Consider the following 16,812-nt stretch of genomic DNA (forward strand, 5'->3'; position numbering starts at 1 on the left):
GCAGAGTTTGGAGTAACATATTGGTACTGATAAAAGAGACACAGGCTACCCGTGGTGCTAGTTCACAATAAAATAGCTCAGATTATAGGTTAGTATAATTTGTTCTAGCATTAGCTGAATCCCAGCTAGACCTCTGGCTAATGTATGCTCGATTCCAAACAAACTACAGAGCTCGGAAAAAGCGTGTCTCAATGGTTCTACGCATGGCTAGTAACTTCCAGTTGTTGTGTTCAGTTGAACCCTGCATATTTTGTCGCCAAGGTGTCCATAAGTGATAGCCCCTCTTGTTTAGTTCCTCTTTAAGGGACTGACTAAGGTAACCTAAATCTCCTAGAATAAACGGTTGCCTACAGTTTTCAAGTAATTCATCAACAGCTCTGATATCATGAACAGAGGCTGGCGTGACAACATAGTTCAAAATATAGCCCGATAAAGTCACTAACATGTGAACTTTAAAGCCATAAAACCACATCTGCTTGGAAGCATTGTAGCCAATATCCGCTAACCCATTGAGGATTTTGACCCTATGATTGCGAACGGGTTGACAAAGAGGCAAGGGAAAGCTATCAATAATGACAATGGACTCTGCTGGTATTTGTTGGTTCAGGCCTTGTCGAATCAACTGAATGAGCCAAATCAGATTTTGGGATCGACGATTGAAGCGACTTCTTTCGAGTCTCTTTCCCAAGCAAAATAGATGACACATCTGGTAAAAGTGACGTTGTGACTTAATTCCCAGTTCTGCTTGTAGGACAAGTAAGGTTAAGAGGGACTCATCGGAGACATGAGCTAATTTGACATTATGTCGGTGCTTAATAGCTTCTGGACAATAGTTTTGATAGAACCAATGACAAATTTTGGACAATGGCTTCACCTTGTATTGTAAGTGATGACAATTAGCGGTACACTGTAAGTGGCTCATTTGGACAACCTCCTGTTTGATTTTTGCACTTACAGTATAGTCCAATTGGGCTTTTTTCGTAACTTTTTAACTAGCACCTCGGGTATAATATTATGATATTGTTACATTTCAAAGCAAGTTTCGTTTTGGTCCAAAATCTGGAAGTTAGTCTGAAACGTCTTCTGATAACCTGACACAAGAGGTCTGCTATTAACGGTAAGATCGCTTACGAAATCTTTACCTTCACTTACGAGGAAGATACCGCAAGCCTACTTGGAATTAGGGCAATTCAGGCTCAAGAAATTGTTCAATCTCCTAAACTGCTCAGGGATAAAGTTTAAGAAAAAGCACTAAAAGTCTTATACTAACTTCCACTTTTACGGAACTTACTTTGAGGATTTAGCTTATTATGATATAATCCGATTAGAAGTCTACCTTTACGGAAGGAGCACAACATGGAATTTACATCTCTTTGGCAAGAATTTTCAAAAATCCCAGAGGTTGAAGCAATCGCTCTAGGTGGCTCTCGAGCAACTGATAATTATGATGAAACATCTGACTATGATCTTTACATTTACTGTTCATCAATTCCTGACGAAGCCACACGATTAACCATATTAAAAAGATTCTGCTCGCACATAGAAGTAGGGAATCATTTTTGGGAACTTGAAGACGATTGCACTTTAATGTCTGGCCAAGACATTGACATCCTCTATAGAGATATTAATCAGATAAGAAATGAGCTAGTAGATGTTGTTGAAAAATGCAAAATCCAAAACGCATATACCACCTGTTTATGGCATAATGTTCTGAACTCAAAAATTCTTTATGATTCCAGTGATAAGCTAAAATGTATTGTTAACAGATTTGATATTGACTATCCACAAAAACTAAAACAGACTATCCTCAGTCACCATATGAACTTACTAACTGGTTATCTTCCATCCTACGATAAGCAAATTATCAAAGCAGCCATGCGTAAAGATATTGTTAGCTTTAATCATAGAGTTACAGCGTTTTTAGAAACTTACTTTGATTTAATATTTGCACTTAATATGCTGACCCATCCAGGTGAAAAACGAATGATAGACTATGCAGAACAAAATGCACAGTATTTACCTAGACATTTTCAAAAGAATATAAAAAGATTAATTTATGGGGCAACTGGCCATCCCAATGAAATTCAGGATATGCTCAATGATATACTCAATGAATTAACACTATTGCTACATAATAATTGACTCTACTGATCTGTCTCTCGAAGGTGAAACAGAAAGTTAAGAAAAGTGATTAATGATATCGCTTTTTAAACTCTAAGTAAGACTGATAATTCAAAGCGGGTTGTAACTGTTTAGTTTTATGGCACAAATCTTAATGAATGTATTTATAAATTTCAAGATGAGCTTGTCTAATAAATGTATAATAAATGTATATTTGTATAAAGAGATAGTTGATAAAGTAAACAACTATCTCTTTACGATTGACTTTAATTCCTTAGTGTTTCGTATACTCTATAAAAAAATGGCTTTGATGACTCATTTTAAAACCTTGCTCCCATATTTTTTCTAGTTTTTTCATTAGAACTCCATTTTTAAATAAGCAACAAACCTGTAAGTGCTTAAGAATTTCTAATAACACACTTGACTCTTGGATTAAAAAAGGGTTACCAACTATCAGAATTAGCTCAGAATTAGAAATAAACTATCTATCAGATTTGACGAAAACGATGTTAATCGTTGGCTAAAAAATCAGTAGTATATTTACCGTGATTTCTCTATCATAAAATCACGGTATTTTTCTAGCTCAATTCAAAAGGAGAATACTATGTCATACTCTTCAAAAATCAAAACTATCCATCGTTAACTCACTTTGCCGTACCCAAGTACTGTCTGCAGTTCGTTGCCTTGGCCATTTTTGATTTTTATTGAGTATCAATTACAAATACAAAAAATGGAACTTATCGATTACGCATCTATATTCCAGAAGAAGCAAGATCTTCACTAGAAATTAATAAGAAAGTGATTGAAAAACGTTTCAAACTTAGGAGTGAAGCAAAAAATACGAATTTGAATTACAAAACAAAATCAATCAAAGTCTTAATGGCGAATCAGCTCCACTAGAAGCAAGCAAGAGGTGCTATTCTGTTTTCAGACTTCTATCATAATATTTGGTGAGAATCCTATAAAGCAGGGCAAACTACTTCAACCAGCAGACCACCATTGCAAACAACTGTTAATAGGACAGAAATTGTTTTTCGAAAACATATTTTACCTCTCTTTGGTAACTATTCTATTGATTTTCTGAATCAAAATAAACAAGTTATTTTGATTCTTCTCACTCACACAAAAGTCATTGGGAGTTATTAGCTATGCGTAGAACCATTGAAACACGTTTCTCTGAACTCTGTCGCTTATTTGGAATTGAACAAACATTAGCCAGAGGCTTAGCTGGGCTTCAACTAATGCTGGAACAGATTGTACTAACCTATAACTTGGGATATTTTAAGTATAACTAGCACCACGGGTAAACTCATGCATATTAGCAATTCCACCATAATCACGACCACGAGGATTATTAACGACAGTTACAAGCTCAATAAAGTTTTCTCTTCCAAAAATTTCATCTAAAAGTACGCCAAGATACTTTACTTCATTATCATCCAAATGTACAAAAATTACTCCTTCCTTGGATAATAATTCTCGGGCAACCATCAGTCGATTTTTCATAAAAGTCAACCATGTAGAGTGATTAAAACTATCTGAACCTGTATTATAGGGAACATCAATATAAATCAACTTCACTTTCCCAGCAAAGCGTTTCTTGAGACTATGGAGAGCGATGAGATTATTGCCTTTGATGATGAGGTTGTCTGTGTCTTTCAGTTCTTCAACCTCATGTTCACCATTTTGGTCAAAGCGTTTAAAGTTGGTCAGGACTTTATCGTCTAAGAGTCGGTTGATTTCAGTCGGTGCCAGAGTTTCGTTGAAGAAGACTTCTTGACGTTTGGCGTCTTCCTTATCTTGTCCACCTTCCAAAATACAATCTTTGTAAGGGAAATTTAGAACCACCGCATTATTCTCAGATAGGTACTTATTATCACCTGTCGCCAAGCCGATTTTTGTTTTATAAGCCGTAAAACTATCTGGAAGAAATTCTTTATTGTTCAAAAACTGCAGAAAAGTATCTTTTTTTGAAAACAAGTACACCCTTTTGGATTTTCGAGAAGAAGTGTTCTGAAATTTTCGGATCAGTCATAAGAGTATTGATAAGGCCAGAATCATATTTTCGAGCTAGGTCCGCTAGTTTGTTCTTATTCAATCGCCCTTCGACTAAAAATTCATCATTTTGTGACAATAATTGCTCAAGTTCTTTCTTCATAACTTTGGAAATACTTTCTCCTTTTATGGAAGAGAGCTCTCTTCGGATTTTTAATTAACACCTAATTCTAACAAATCTAAAATTGATTTACACCATGCAAAAACACCTACATTATTGCAGGTGTTCATCTCTTATTATATTTCATCTGATTTTAGTTTCTCGTTGATTGGTCCTGTAAAACCCTTGGTCTTGAGCCAATTGGCATAGAAGGCCTGCTCCTCTTGGAAATATGCGAAAAGAGGGCTGAATTCATCCTTTTCTTGGGCATTGGCTAGAGCCCCATAGTAGGCGAGCTTATTGCTATCATAAGCGATAAAGGGAACTAGACCATTTTTCAAACATTCTTTGAAGGCTAGAAGTCGACCGATTCGGCCATTGCCATCCGCAAAGGGATGAATGCGCTCAAAGCTAACATGAAAGCGAGCAATTTGATCTAAAGATTTGTTTGAGTCAGATTGATAACCAATCAAAAGAGAAAGCATAGCTTCTTCGGTATGTTGGGCGGAAACCGTCGCAATAGAACCGACTTCATTATCCACAATCTTATAATGACCAACTGGGGTCAGGGGATTGTTTTGCGAACTGGTGCCAGATTTTAATAAACTGTGCAGTTGCTTGAGATAGTCTTGCGTCAGTTCCTGCTCCAGTGAGTCTAGAATGAAATCAAAACACTTGAAATGATTGGTGCTTTCAATCAGGTCATCAAGCTTGATTCCCTCCTGGCCGATATTGGCAATGGACTGGGTTTCAAAAATAAGATTGGTCTGTTCTTGCGTTAAGCGACTGCCTTCAATCTTGTTGGAATTGTAGGCAAAACGCTTTTGGGTAATATCATAAATGCCACCATGAAGCTTGCCTTCTCTCTCCAACTTTAATCTTGCAATTAAGTCCATAAACTCACCTCCTCTCATGAGACTATTATAACATGGAAGCCTTGTTTACTTCTTCTCAATTGGAGCGACGCTTGCCAGGACCTTCTTGAGGCCGACTTCTGGGAATTTGATTTTGAGTTCCTGAGTCTTGCCAGTGCCTGAGACTTCTAGCACCGTGCCATCTCCCCATTTGCGGTGGTGGGCAATATCACCAATCTGCCAATCGACAGCGGATTTATCAGAAGCACCAGCCCCTTGGGCTTGGGCTACGGCTGGCCGAGCAGTCGCAAAGGATTTTGGTGCTGCTTGTGCCTTTCTGGTCTGCAAGGCTTGGGCCAGACTCATGCCTTGACCAAACTTAGTCTCTCCGCTATCACGATAGGTAGCGGCAAAGGAGCTATTGGCCGGCCTTGCCAGACCTTGGTAGTCCAGCAGGTCATCAGAAATTTCCCTGATAAAGCGAGTTGGTCGGTTGTAGTTGGATTTCCCAAAGAGGGTCCGGCTGTTGGCGTTGGTCAGGTAGAGGACTTCTTCTGCCCGAGTGATGCCGACATAGGCCAGGCGACGCTCTTCTTCCAATTCATCGGGGTCTTCGGCGGCTCGGCTGAGGGGGAAGACATTTTCCTCCATACCAATCAGAAAGACAACTGGGAATTCCAGTCCCTTAGCGGCATGCAGGGTCATGAGGGTGACTTCTGCCGACTCAACATCGCCATCATCGGTATCAGCAATCAGAGCCAAGTCATTGAGGAAACGGCTAAGCTTGTCCAGACCAGCCTCATCTTCTGGGGCATCGTCCTTGTTCTCATCGAAATTCTTGGTAACGGTCAGGAATTCTTCAATATTTTCAATTCGTGCTTGACTTTCCAAGGTATTTTGCACCTGGAGGGCCTCCAAATAGCCTGTCTTGTCCAAGACCGCTTCAACCAATTCGGTCAGACTATAGTTGTCCAAATCAGCCCGCAGATTGAGCAGACTATTGGCCAAATCCCAGACGGCTTGGGCAGCCTTGCCCTTGATAGGAGAAAGCATAATTTGCTCGGAAGCTTCCAGCAGGCTGAGATTCTGCTCTAGAGCAAAAGTCCGAATTTTCTCCAGCGTTCCTGGTCCCACACCCCGCTTGGGTTCATTGACAATCCGCTCATAGCTGATATTGTCATGGGTATTGGCTATAACATTGAGGTAGGAAATGACATCACGAATTTCCTTACGGCTGTAGAACTTGGTGCCCCCGACCATGGTGTAGGGGATGTTGGACTTGAGCAGGGCTTCTTCAATGGTCCGCGACTGGGCATTGGTCCGATAGAGGACAGCGAAGTCCTTGAAATCACGCCTATTTTCCCTGACCTCTTGGTCAATGGTTGAGGCAACAAAGACAGCTTCATCCCTTTCATCATGAGCCTGATAATAAACAATTTCTTGTCCCTCATCATTTTGGGTCCAGAGTTTCTTGGGTCTGCGGTTGCGATTATTGTTGATGACATCGTTGGCCGCTTGGAGAATCTTCTTGGTAGAGCGATAATTTTCCTCCAGAAGAACGACCTTGGCTTCAGGATAATCCTTTTCAAAATCTAGGATATTCTGCATATCAGCCCCCCGCCAGCCGTAGATGGATTGGTCGGCATCACCGACAACACAAATATTCTTAAAACGGGAAGCCAAAAGCTTAACCAGCTGATACTGGGCGTGGTTGGTATCTTGATACTCATCGACATGGATATACTGGTAACGCTGTTGGTAGTAGGCTAGGACATCAGGATTGCTGTCAAAGAGCCGCAAAGTCAGCATAATCAGGTCATCAAAGTCCATGGCCTCGCTGCGACGAAGTTCTTCCTGATAGGCCTTGTAGCACTTGGCCACAATCTGGGTGTACATATCCCCTGCCTGCTGCTCATAAGCCACTTCATCAATCAGGTCATTTTTGGCATTAGAAATGGTGCCCAGAATAGCCCTCTCATTCCACTTCTTAGAATCCATGTTGAAACCCTTGATAATCCGTTTCATCAGGGTGCGTTGCTCACCGGGATCGACAATGGTAAAATTGCGGTCGTAGCCGATATGGTCGGCCTCCCGTCGTAAAATTCGCACACACATGGAGTGGAAGGTGGCAATCAGGGTTTCTTCGGTGGCTGGATTGAGGAGCATGGCTCGCTCCCGCATTTCCCTGGCTGCCTTATTGGTAAAGGTAATGGCCAAAATATTCCAGGGATTAACCATTTTTTCATCAATTAAATAGGCAATCCTATGGGTCAGGACTCGGGTCTTACCAGAACCGGCCCCAGCCATAATCAAAAGCGGCCCCTGAGTAGTTCTGACCGCTTCTGCTTGCTTGTCGTTCATTCCATTCAATAAAGGATTCATCACATTTTTCCTTATAAGTAAGATTTCACGGACAAAGCAAGTCTATTATTGATATTTAGACTTGCTACAAAAACCGCTAGAGCGTTTTTTATGTCCCTGACTAACTCCGCTAAAGCAATATTATAGTTTGCTTTAGCTTCGTATCGCAAAGCCGTTAAGCAACTCAATGGATTAGAAAGGTATGGGAGGCCTTTTTAACCCGAGCCTGAAAATGAAAAGGCGAGGTGGAAAGCAGGTGATGGAGTAGCGGACTCCAAGCCTGCTTTATCTTTTTCCAAAGAGTTTTAGGCGTGTTCATTTCAATTTCGCCCTAAAATTATAACACAAATCCGCTTGGGTTACTAAAAAGTTGGAGGGGGAAATTTGCTAATGAAATCATTCAAGGTTAGAGTCTTATACGCAATAAAAATCAAAATCCCGAATAGATGATGTAGCTTATTTGTATAGAATTCAGATTTTGATTTTTATTGAGTACTATTTCCTTAATCACAAAAAAGAAGAAGCCCAGTTCAACTGGACCTCTCCTCGGAGATTATGAAAAAGAAAAGTTTATTTAGGATGACTATAGTATAGCGACTCTTACTTAAATGAGACTAAAGAAACTCCTGTTAGCCGATTTTTTCTAAAGATTTGCGGTAGCGCAACCGCCAGCGGTAATAATCCAGAGAAATGGTCATCTTGTTTCGCCAGTTAAAATCATGGCGGAGAAAGCGCAGGCTCTGGCGAAAGTGCTTGAGACCAGCTGTCTGCCAATTTTCTCTGGTCAAAAACTGCCCCCTGGTTCGCCAATACTGCTCTTCATAGCGGTAATAGAGCTTGCGAACCCGGGCCAGATGCATGAGGGGCTGGTAGTTATTGGCCTCCTTATAGACATCGGTGGGAACATTGATAAGAGCACCGTAGAGCAGATTTTTCCAGTCCTTGGGATGCTCGTGAAAATATATCCGCATGGGCTTTTGCAGGTCACGGGGAAGCTGATAATGCCAGCGTTTGCCATTTAAAAATTCCACTTGCACATAAAATATCTTCTTTCGTCTTGACATGAGCTCTCTCCTCCCACTTAAAACTAGAGCCATTATAGCAAAAATTTTAAGTCAAGGGTGGTGCTTTAGCTTAAGATTTTCGGATATTTTTGACACTTTCACGTTTTTTTAGGTCAAAGGGAACCAGTACCTTGGCCCTGACCTTGGACTTTTGTTGAACCAAAGCCCAAACCCGCTCAAAGGCAATTCGCCCCAAATTTTTAATATTGATATCAAAGGAGGTTAAATAGGGGTGAAGAATCTGGGCATAGGCTGAATTATTGAAAGACACTAGGGACAAGTCCTCAGGCACGCGCAAACCGTGGAGGTTAAAAAATTCCATGACCTTAAGGGCCGTCAAATCATCGATAACAACCAAGGCGCTGATAGCCTGGCTCTGGACATAATCCAAGAGCTTGTCTAGAGTCTTACTATCCGACTTATCAAATAAAAAGGACGGGTGTCGGGGCAAATCATTTAAACTAGTGCCAATCCCGTAGCCGATATAGCGCTCCAGGTAGACCTCGCTGGTCAGGTCATCTGTGATAAAGAGAATATTGCGGTGACCCATTTGGACCAAATGGTCAACAGCTGTGCGGGCCATGAGCTTATTGTCATTGTCAACATAGGTGGTTTCGTTTTCATAATCAACAGGTGTTCCCAGCACGACAAAGGGGATTTGATTGGCCAGAAGAAATTTCTGGACGGGGTCATCTGCCATGGTATAAAGCACGATAAAGCCGTCCACCCGTTTTTCCGCGTACATTCGCTTGATTTGCTCCTCCAACTCTTGGACCGAAGGACCTACAGCAATCGATACCGTATAGTTGTTCTCCTTAGCTTCATGATTAATCACCGTCATGATTTCCATGTTGAAGGGCTGACTGTGACGCTCCTGTTTGGTGATGGGCGGAAAGACCAAACCGATGGCCTGGCTATCATTACTGGCCAGCATCTTAGCAGCAATATTGGGAACATAGCCCAGTTCCTTCATGGCCTTATTAACCCTGTCCTTGGTCTTTTGGGAAATGGCAGAGCTATCCTGCAGGGTTCGGCTGACCGTAGAAGGACTGACACCAGCTCGTTCGGCTACATCCTTGATGGTTACCATAATATTTGCCTCCTTTCAAAACTTTCTGATAATCTCCCAACCTGGCTCCCCTACTCCTAAGGTAAGGCTGTTCTAAACCTGTTTTATTTCCGCTAGTCCTAGAAACCAGCTAGGGCTAATCTCAAATCGACCCTCTGAAGTAAAGAAGGGACTTTTTCGCCATTGTACAACTTGTGACCTAAAAGCTCAACCAGGGAGCTGAGGCTAGCTGTTTTTCCCGAACATTCCCTTATTTTCTGGAACGAACATAGACATGGTAGTCATAAGCATCTAAATCAAGCTGGTCCTGCAAGATTAGAGGTTGGTTGAACAAATCCAGCTCCTGCCACTCTGCCAGGTCCAGGTTGGATAAGTCTAGGGTCAACTTTTGCGGAGCTAGGTTGACTAAAATCAGATAAGCTTTGTCATCCAGCTCCCTCTGGTAGGCAAAAACTCGGTCTTGGCCTGTCTCTAGAGCAGAAAAACTCCCTCGGCTAATGACAGCTTCCTGGTGGCGAAGGGCAATCAAACGCTTATAGAGATAAAAGAGTGAGCCTTCTTGGGCCATTTGGGACTGGACATTTCTGGTCTGGTAATTGCTGTTGAGCACCATCCAAGGCTGACCAGTCGTAAAGCCAGCTTGAGGGCTGGCATCCCACTGCATGGGCAAGCGAGCGTGATCTCGACTCCACTGGGTAGCCTGAGCTAGGGCTTCCTTTTCACTCAGTCCCTGGGCCAGCAAGTCCTGGTAGGTCAGCTTGACACTTCTTGAGTCTATCTGGTCTGCTGAGGTAAAGAGGCCATTGGTCATACCTATCTCTTGCCCCTGAAAGATTAGGGGGGTGCCTCTCAGGAGGAAATAGGCGACAGCAAAAGCCTTTGCGCAAGCTTGGCTAGCATCCCCAAAGGCAGAAATAATTCGGGGAATATCATGATTTTCCAGATAGAGGGCATTCCAGCCTCGCTGGCTCAAGTCCTCCTGCCAGCGCTTAAGAACGGCAATTAGGCCTGCCACATCACCTTGATTATCTGGGGTGCGACGATTATGCTCCCACTCAATAATCATGGTCATAAAGCCAGTTTCTGCATCGGTCCAAGCTGGCGCCTCTTGACTGGTAACACCAGAGGCTTCGCCAACACTCAAGGCTCCATAGTGATCAAAGATGGCCTTGATTTCAGTCATATAGCTTTCGATTCCCTTGACATTCATAAAGGGAGCCCAAGGGCCGTCTCCTTCCCAAGATTTGATTTGAAAATCCCAGGGCTCTTTCTGAAGGTGACTGATGGCATCCAAGCGAAAACCATCCAGGCCAAAGTCTAACCAGTAGGCAATCATCTGATAGATTTCCTGGCGTAGACGGGGATTTTTCCAATTCAGGTCGGGTTGTTTGGCATCAAAAATATGGAAATAGGCTTCTTGGGTTTTCTCGTCGTAAGTCCAAGCCGAAGTCCCCTGAAAGGACTTCCAATTATTGGGCATTTTATCAGGACTGGCAGCTTGCCAAAGATAGTAGTCACGGTAAGGATTATCCTTAGACTTTCTGGCTTCCTTAAACCAAGGGTGCTGGTCCGAAGTGTGATTAACCACTAAATCCATGATAACCTTTAACCCTAGTGCGTGGGCCTGTTTTAATAATTCCCTTAAATCATCCAAGGTCCCAAATTCAGGATTGATAGCATAATAGTCGGAAATATCATAGCCATTATCTACCATTGGAGAGGCATAGACAGGGTTAATCCAAATCACATCAATTCCCAGTTCTTTTAGATAGGGAAGTTTTTCAAGAATACCTGGCAGATCTCCCTTGCCATCCCCATTACTATCCTTAAAGGAACGGGGATAAATTTGATAAATCGTCGCCTCTTGCCACCACTTGTCAGCCATAGCCTACCTCCAAAATAACTTTGTAAGCGTTTTACTTGATTCTAATGTAGCACCTATTTTTCAAAAATGCAAGAGTTTCTGCAAGCGATTGCATTGAAAATTTGTAATCTTTGTAAAAATCTCCCTAGGCCTCTAACTACCCTCTTTAAGAGGCTTCCACTAACTTTTCCGTAAAATCATTTAAAAATTTTTCTAAAAATACTTGACTTTTTTTGCAAACGATTTCATAATAAGAGTGTAAATTAAATTTTTATGTTTTAGGAGGAAATAAACATGAAAAAATGGAAAAAGATTGTTGCAGGTGGAGTCGCTCTTCTATCTGTTGCAACTCTAGCAGCTTGTTCTGGTAACAAGTCTTCTGACACAACCCTTAAGCTCTGGGTTCCAACCGGTGCCAAAAATTCTTATTCGGCAACCGTCAAGGAATTTGAAAAGAATAATAAGGGCATTAAGATTGAAGTCAAGGAGTCCAATGACTCTAAGGCACAAGAGGTTGTTTCCAAAGATGCTGCCGCTGCTGCTGATGTCTTCTCCATGCCTCACGACCAACTGGGTCAGCTGGTAGAAGCCAAAATCATCCAACCAATTCCTGACAAGTATGTCAAGGAAGTCAAGGCCAACAATGTTGAAAATGCCGTAACTGGTGCCCAATATAAGGGCAAAACCTATGCTTTCCCATTTGGAGTTGAATCGCAAGTTCTCCTCTATAATAAAAATAAATTATCTGCTGAAGATGTAAAATCTTATGAAACCATGACCTCTAAGGCCAAATTTGGTAACAGCTTCAACGAAGTCAATGCTTATTCTGTTGCACCTCTGATGTTATCAGTCGGTAACACCCTCTTCGGAGCTAACGGTGAAGATGCTAAGGGAACCAATTGGGCAAACGAAAAAGGTGTTGCGGTTATGCAATGGCTGGCTGATCAAAAGAACAATTCTGGTTTTGTTAATGTTCCTGACAATGAAGCTGTTTCTAAATTCGGTAACGGCGCAGTTGATGCCATCGAAACTGGTCCTTGGAACTACCCAGATGCAGTTAAAGCACTTGGCAAAGATAAGATGGGCGTAGCTGTTTACCCAACCGTTAAAATCGGTGACCAAGAAGTCCAACAAAAGGCCTTCATGGGGGTTAAACTCTATGCCGTTAACCAAGCTCCTGCCAAGGGTAATGCCAAACGTATCGCTGCTGCTTACAAGTTGGCTTCTTACCTGACTTCTAAAGATAGTCAAGCCAACCAATTCAAGACTCGTAGCATCGTCCCTTCAAACAAGCAAGTTCAATCCTCAAGTGCTGTAACGTCTGACCCATTGGCTAAGGTTGTGGCAACCATGACTAGCTCAAGCGACTACACGGTCGTTATGCCTAAGATTAGCCAAATGTCAACCTTCTGGAATGTTTCAGCTCCTCTGCTTAGCGGACCTTACTCTGGTAAAATTGCTCCAGCTGACTACATGGCTAAACTGAAACAATTTGATGAAGACTTGGCTGCAACCAAATAAGTCTCATACCTTTCTTAAATAGAAATGACCGGGAGGTTGGGATAGGAATCCTAACCTCCTTATCTTATCTTGAGAGAAATGAACATACTGGTCATGGATAGCCCCTGACCAGATGGTATTGTTTGCATTACCTTTTGGAGGTTACACATGAACAACTCTAACTACTACGAAAAGGTTCCTGTGCGAGAGGCCCTCAAGAAGGGGGGCTTAGACATTAAACTGTCTGCCATCATTATGGGAACGCCCAATCTCGCTAATAAGCAGATTATTAAAGGACTCCTTTTTCTCCTTTCAGAAATTGTCTTTCTGATTAGCTTGGTCCTACAGGTCATTCCGGCCTTTAAGGGCTTGATTACCCTAGGTACCCACACCCAAGGGACGGTTACCGAAAAAGTCGACGGGATTGAAATTACCAAGACCGTTGAAGGAGACAATTCCATGCTGCTCCTAATTTTTGGGATTGCTGCCATCGTCTTCTGCTGTGTCTTTGCCTACATCTACTGGTGTAATCTAAAGAGTGCCCGCAATCTTTACGTCATGAAATCTGAAGGGCTCAAGGTTCCTAGCTTTAAGGAAGATTTTTCCAGCCTGGCTGATGGTCGTTTCCATATGACCATGATGTCCATTCCCCTTCTGGGAGTGCTCCTCTTTACCATTGTCCCTCTGGTTTATATGGTCTGCCTGGCCTTTACCAACTTTGACCACAACCACCTCCCACCTGGAAGTCTCTTCCATTGGGTGGGCTTCTCAAACTTTGGTAATGTCCTGACCGGCCGGATGGCAGGTTCCTTCTTCCCAATCCTGACCTGGACCTTGATTTGGGCAGTCTTTGCAACCGTCACCAACTTCTTCTTCGGGATTGTTTTAGCCCTGATTATCAACACCAAGGGACTGAAATTCAAGAAGCTCTGGCGGACCATTTTCGTCATCACCATTGCCGTGCCAATCTTCATTTCTCTTTTGATTATGAAGAACCTCCTGGCACCTGGCGGACCGCTCAATGAGCTCTTGATGAACTTTGGCTTGACCAATCATCCCCTGCCTTTCTTGACCAATCCAACTTGGGCCAAGGTTTCCATCATCATTGTCAATATGTGGGTCGGTATTCCTTATACCATGCTGGTTTCGACTTCTATCATTATGAATCTGCCTCAGGAACAATTGGAGGCGGCTGAAATTGACGGGGCTAGCAAGTTCCAAATTTTCAAACGCATCACCTTCCCACAAATCCTGATTATTATGACCCCTACCCTTATCCAACAGTTCATCGGTAATATCAATAACTTCAACGTTATCTACCTCCTGACTGGTGGTGGTCCAGATAACCCTAACTTCTATCAAGCGGGTTCAACCGACCTCTTGGTAACCTGGCTCTACAAGCTGACTGTTTCAGCCAAGGACTACAATCTAGCTTCCGTTATTGGTATCCTGATTTTCATCCTGTCTGCTGTCTTTAGTTTGCTGACCTACACAAGAACAAGTTCTTATAAGGAAGGGGCTGTCAAATAATGAAAACCAAAAAACGTATCAATTTAAGTCTAACCTATATTTTGCTGATAATCCTATCCATTGTCTGGCTCTTCCCAATCTTTTGGGTAGTCTTGACCTCCTTCCGTGGCGAAGGGACGGCCTTTGTCAGCTACATTATTCCAAAAACTTTTACGCTAGATAACTATATCAAGCTCTTTAACAATGATTCCTTTCCTTTTGCTAGATGGTTCATGAACACTTTGGTTGTTGCCATCTTCTCCTGTGTCATTTCGACCTTTATCACGGTGGCCATTGCCTATTCGCTCAGTCGGATTAAATTCAAGTACCGCAATGGCTTCTTGAAACTGGCCCTGGTTCTTAATATGTTCCCTGGCTTCATGTCCATGATTGCCATCTACTACATCCTCAAGGCCCTTGATTTGACGCAAACCTTGGCCGCTCTGGTACTGGTTTATTCAGCTGGAGCTGCCCTCGGCTTTTACATCGCCAAAGGTTTCTTCGATACCATTCCTTATTCCTTGGATGAATCAGCTATGATTGATGGGGCAACCCGTAAGGACATCTTCTTTAAGATAACCCTGCCTCTGTCTAAGCCTATCATTGTCTATACGGCTCTGACTGCCTTTATCGCTCCTTGGATGGACTTTATCTTTGCTAAGATTATCCTGGGCGATGCCACCGAAAAATACACCGTTGCTATCGGACTCTTTGCCATGTTGGAACAAGATACCATTAATGAATGGTTCAAGGCCTTCGCTGCTGGTTCCGTGATTATCGCTATCCCAATCACCCTCCTCTTCATGTATATGCAAAAGTACTACGTGGAAGGGATTACCAGCGGTTCGGTCAAATAAAGATACAGAGCCGTCAAGTACCTCAAAGATCTTAGGAAACTTGACGAAGGTGATGAAACACCTAGGAAAGTTTATCTATTTTCACAGAGGTGTAGGCGAGTTCAGTTTAACTTTCGTGTTTGTGAGTTTGTAGCTTGAACTCAATTCAGTGTATATTGTAAAAGGAAATAATTATGACGACTTTAAAACTTGATAATATTTATAAAAAATATCCCAACAGCGACTACTACTCTGTTGAAGATTTCAATCTTGATATTCAGGACCAGGAATTTATTGTTTTCGTAGGACCTTCGGGCTGTGGTAAATCAACCACCCTGCGGATGATTGCCGGTCTGGAAGAAATCACCAAGGGAGAGCTTTATATTGACAATGTTCTGGTCAATGACAAATCTCCTAAAGACCGTGATATTGCCATGGTTTTCCAAAACTACGCCCTCTATCCTCATATGACCGTCTTTGAAAACATGGCCTTTGGTCTGGAATTGCGCAAATACAAGAAAGACGACATTCGCAAACGGGTTGAGGAAGCCGCCGACATTCTCGGGCTGAAAGAATTGCTCAACCGTAAGCCGGCTGACCTCTCAGGTGGTCAACGGCAACGGGTTGCCATGGGACGGGCTATTGTCCGCGATGCCAAGGTCTTCCTCATGGACGAACCCCTGTCAAACCTAGATGCCAAGTTGCGGGTATCCATGCGGGCTGAAATTGCTAAACTTCACCGTCGGATTGGGGCAACCACCATCTACGTTACCCATGACCAAACTGAAGCCATGACCCTAGCTGACCGGATTGTCATCATGTCAGCAACCAAAAACGAGGCTGGCACGGGTACTGTCGGTAAGGTTGAACAAATCGGAACACCGCAAGAGCTCTACAACAAGCCTGCTAATAAATTCGTTGCTGGCTTCATCGGCAGTCCAGCCATGAACTTCTTTGATGTCACCGTTAATCAGGACACCATCTCAGATGGCAAGGGCTTCGAAATTGCTTTGACAGAAGGCCAAAAGAAACTTTTGGAAAGCAAGGGTTATATGGGGAAAGAAGTTACCTTCGGTATTCGTCCGGAAGACATTTCCTCAGCTGAAATTGCCCGGGCTACCTTCCCTTCTGCCGTCGTCGAGGCTACCGTAGAAATTTCCGAATTGCTAGGCAGCGACTCCGTGCTTTACTGTAAGACGGGTAATCAAGAATTTGCTTCTCGGGTCAATGCCCGCGATTACCTGGCTCCAGGCCAGCACATCAACTTGACCTTCAATGTTGCTAAGGGACACTTCTTCGACAAGGAAACCACCGAACGCATTGAAGCTTAACACTCATCATCCCAAGCTCCAAGGGCCTCTAGCTCTCGGGGTTTTTTACGGTCCTTCGAGAGGCACGAACGAATGTGGCCCTTGATTCCTTGATTGACAAATTTTCGTTAAAATCATTCGGATTTCATCGTCATTCCCTTAAAACAGG

Annotated in this window: 12 protein-coding genes and 4 pseudogenes; 8 read left to right on the top strand and 8 right to left on the bottom strand. The window is 42.8% G+C overall.

Annotation, left to right across the window (positions count from 1 at the left end):
• Positions 1-57: 57 nt before the first annotated feature.
• Positions 58-922 (bottom strand): annotated as a pseudogene (locus DYE66_RS08240) (IS982 family transposase).
• Positions 923-1,098: 176 nt separating this feature from the next.
• On the opposite strand from DYE66_RS08240, the pseudogene DYE66_RS11030 reads away from it, so the two are divergent.
• From DYE66_RS11030 to DYE66_RS08255, 4 genes and pseudogenes are all read left to right on the top strand, one after another.
• A pseudogene (locus DYE66_RS11030) lies at positions 1,099-1,242 on the top strand (IS30 family transposase); the annotation flags it as partial.
• Between the two features lie 114 nt (positions 1,243-1,356).
• On the top strand, positions 1,357-2,142 hold the full coding sequence (locus DYE66_RS08245) for a nucleotidyltransferase domain-containing protein (protein WP_002997401.1): 786 nt from the start codon (positions 1,357-1,359) through the stop codon (positions 2,140-2,142).
• Positions 2,143-2,835: 693 nt separating this feature from the next.
• Positions 2,836-3,264, top strand: a pseudogene (locus DYE66_RS11040) (tyrosine-type recombinase/integrase); the annotation flags it as partial.
• A pseudogene (locus DYE66_RS08255) lies at positions 3,249-3,416 on the top strand (transposase); the annotation flags it as partial. The pseudogenes DYE66_RS11040 and DYE66_RS08255, both read left to right, overlap by 16 nt.
• On the opposite strand, the gene DYE66_RS08260 reads toward DYE66_RS08255, so the two are convergent.
• From DYE66_RS08260 to DYE66_RS08290, 7 genes are all read right to left on the bottom strand, one after another.
• A complete protein-coding gene (locus DYE66_RS08260; RefSeq protein WP_002996589.1) occupies positions 3,403-4,107 on the bottom strand; it encodes a site-specific DNA-methyltransferase in 705 nt (234 codons plus the stop codon). The pseudogene DYE66_RS08255 and the gene DYE66_RS08260 sit on opposite strands and share 14 nt — an antisense overlap.
• Positions 4,058-4,279, bottom strand: coding sequence for a site-specific DNA-methyltransferase (locus tag DYE66_RS11140; RefSeq protein WP_002997319.1), 222 nt, complete (start codon positions 4,277-4,279; stop codon positions 4,058-4,060). Before DYE66_RS11140 ends, DYE66_RS08260 begins: the two co-directional genes overlap by 50 nt.
• Positions 4,280-4,413: 134 nt before the next feature.
• Complete coding sequence (locus DYE66_RS08270) at positions 4,414-5,172, bottom strand: Fic family protein (protein ID WP_002996767.1); 759 nt, start codon at positions 5,170-5,172, stop codon at positions 4,414-4,416.
• A 45-nt stretch (positions 5,173-5,217) separates the two neighbouring features.
• Positions 5,218-7,512: a DNA helicase PcrA gene (gene pcrA / locus DYE66_RS08275; RefSeq protein ID WP_002997099.1), complete on the bottom strand. Its 2,295-nt coding sequence runs from the start codon at positions 7,510-7,512 to the stop codon at positions 5,218-5,220.
• Positions 7,513-8,120: 608 nt separating this feature from the next.
• Positions 8,121-8,555, bottom strand: a complete 435-nt coding sequence (locus DYE66_RS08280) for a DUF7679 family protein (protein ID WP_002996635.1) — start codon at positions 8,553-8,555, stop codon at positions 8,121-8,123.
• 70 nt (positions 8,556-8,625) lie between these two features.
• Entirely contained in the window at positions 8,626-9,645 is a 1,020-nt protein-coding gene (locus DYE66_RS08285) for a LacI family DNA-binding transcriptional regulator (RefSeq protein ID WP_002997083.1), read from the bottom strand.
• A 229-nt stretch (positions 9,646-9,874) separates the two neighbouring features.
• A complete protein-coding gene (locus tag DYE66_RS08290) occupies positions 9,875-11,509 on the bottom strand; it encodes a glycoside hydrolase family 13 protein (RefSeq protein WP_115325113.1) in 1,635 nt (544 codons plus the stop codon).
• 273 nt (positions 11,510-11,782) lie between these two features.
• Between DYE66_RS08290 and DYE66_RS08295 the strand changes: the two genes are divergently transcribed.
• The 4 genes from DYE66_RS08295 (at position 11,783) to DYE66_RS08310 (ending at position 16,664) form a co-directional block, all read left to right on the top strand.
• Positions 11,783-13,009: an extracellular solute-binding protein gene (locus DYE66_RS08295; protein ID WP_002996932.1), complete on the top strand. Its 1,227-nt coding sequence runs from the start codon at positions 11,783-11,785 to the stop codon at positions 13,007-13,009.
• Between the two features lie 147 nt (positions 13,010-13,156).
• Positions 13,157-14,518, top strand: a complete 1,362-nt coding sequence (locus tag DYE66_RS08300; RefSeq protein ID WP_002996523.1) for a carbohydrate ABC transporter permease — start codon at positions 13,157-13,159, stop codon at positions 14,516-14,518.
• Positions 14,518-15,354 (top strand): sugar ABC transporter permease, encoded by an 837-nt coding sequence (locus DYE66_RS08305; RefSeq protein ID WP_002997177.1) that lies wholly within the window; start codon positions 14,518-14,520, stop codon positions 15,352-15,354. Before DYE66_RS08300 ends, DYE66_RS08305 begins: the two co-directional genes overlap by 1 nt.
• Before the next feature lie 173 nt (positions 15,355-15,527).
• Entirely contained in the window at positions 15,528-16,664 is a 1,137-nt protein-coding gene (locus DYE66_RS08310) for an ABC transporter ATP-binding protein (RefSeq protein ID WP_002997074.1), read from the top strand.
• The last annotated feature ends 148 nt before the right edge of the window (positions 16,665-16,812 follow it).

This window comes from Streptococcus downei MFe28, from assembly GCF_900459175.1.
Taxonomy (GTDB): domain Bacteria; phylum Bacillota; class Bacilli; order Lactobacillales; family Streptococcaceae; genus Streptococcus; species Streptococcus downei.

Coding starts and splice junctions, on each gene's coding strand:
- DYE66_RS08285 (WP_002997083.1), bottom strand. CDS start 9,645: ATGGTAACCATCAAGGATGTAGCCGAACGAGCTGGTGTCAGTCCTTCT.
- DYE66_RS08280 (WP_002996635.1), bottom strand. CDS start 8,555: ATGTCAAGACGAAAGAAGATATTTTATGTGCAAGTGGAATTTTTAAAT.
- DYE66_RS08290 (WP_115325113.1), bottom strand. CDS start 11,509: ATGGCTGACAAGTGGTGGCAAGAGGCGACGATTTATCAAATTTATCCC.
- DYE66_RS11140 (WP_002997319.1), bottom strand. CDS start 4,279: ATGAAGAAAGAACTTGAGCAATTATTGTCACAAAATGATGAATTTTTA.
- DYE66_RS08300 (WP_002996523.1), top strand. CDS start 13,157: ATGAACAACTCTAACTACTACGAAAAGGTTCCTGTGCGAGAGGCCCTC.
- DYE66_RS08305 (WP_002997177.1), top strand. CDS start 14,518: ATGAAAACCAAAAAACGTATCAATTTAAGTCTAACCTATATTTTGCTG.
- pcrA (WP_002997099.1), bottom strand. CDS start 7,512: ATGAATCCTTTATTGAATGGAATGAACGACAAGCAAGCAGAAGCGGTC.
- DYE66_RS08310 (WP_002997074.1), top strand. CDS start 15,528: ATGACGACTTTAAAACTTGATAATATTTATAAAAAATATCCCAACAGC.
- DYE66_RS08270 (WP_002996767.1), bottom strand. CDS start 5,172: ATGGACTTAATTGCAAGATTAAAGTTGGAGAGAGAAGGCAAGCTTCAT.
- DYE66_RS08295 (WP_002996932.1), top strand. CDS start 11,783: ATGAAAAAATGGAAAAAGATTGTTGCAGGTGGAGTCGCTCTTCTATCT.
- DYE66_RS08245 (WP_002997401.1), top strand. CDS start 1,357: ATGGAATTTACATCTCTTTGGCAAGAATTTTCAAAAATCCCAGAGGTT.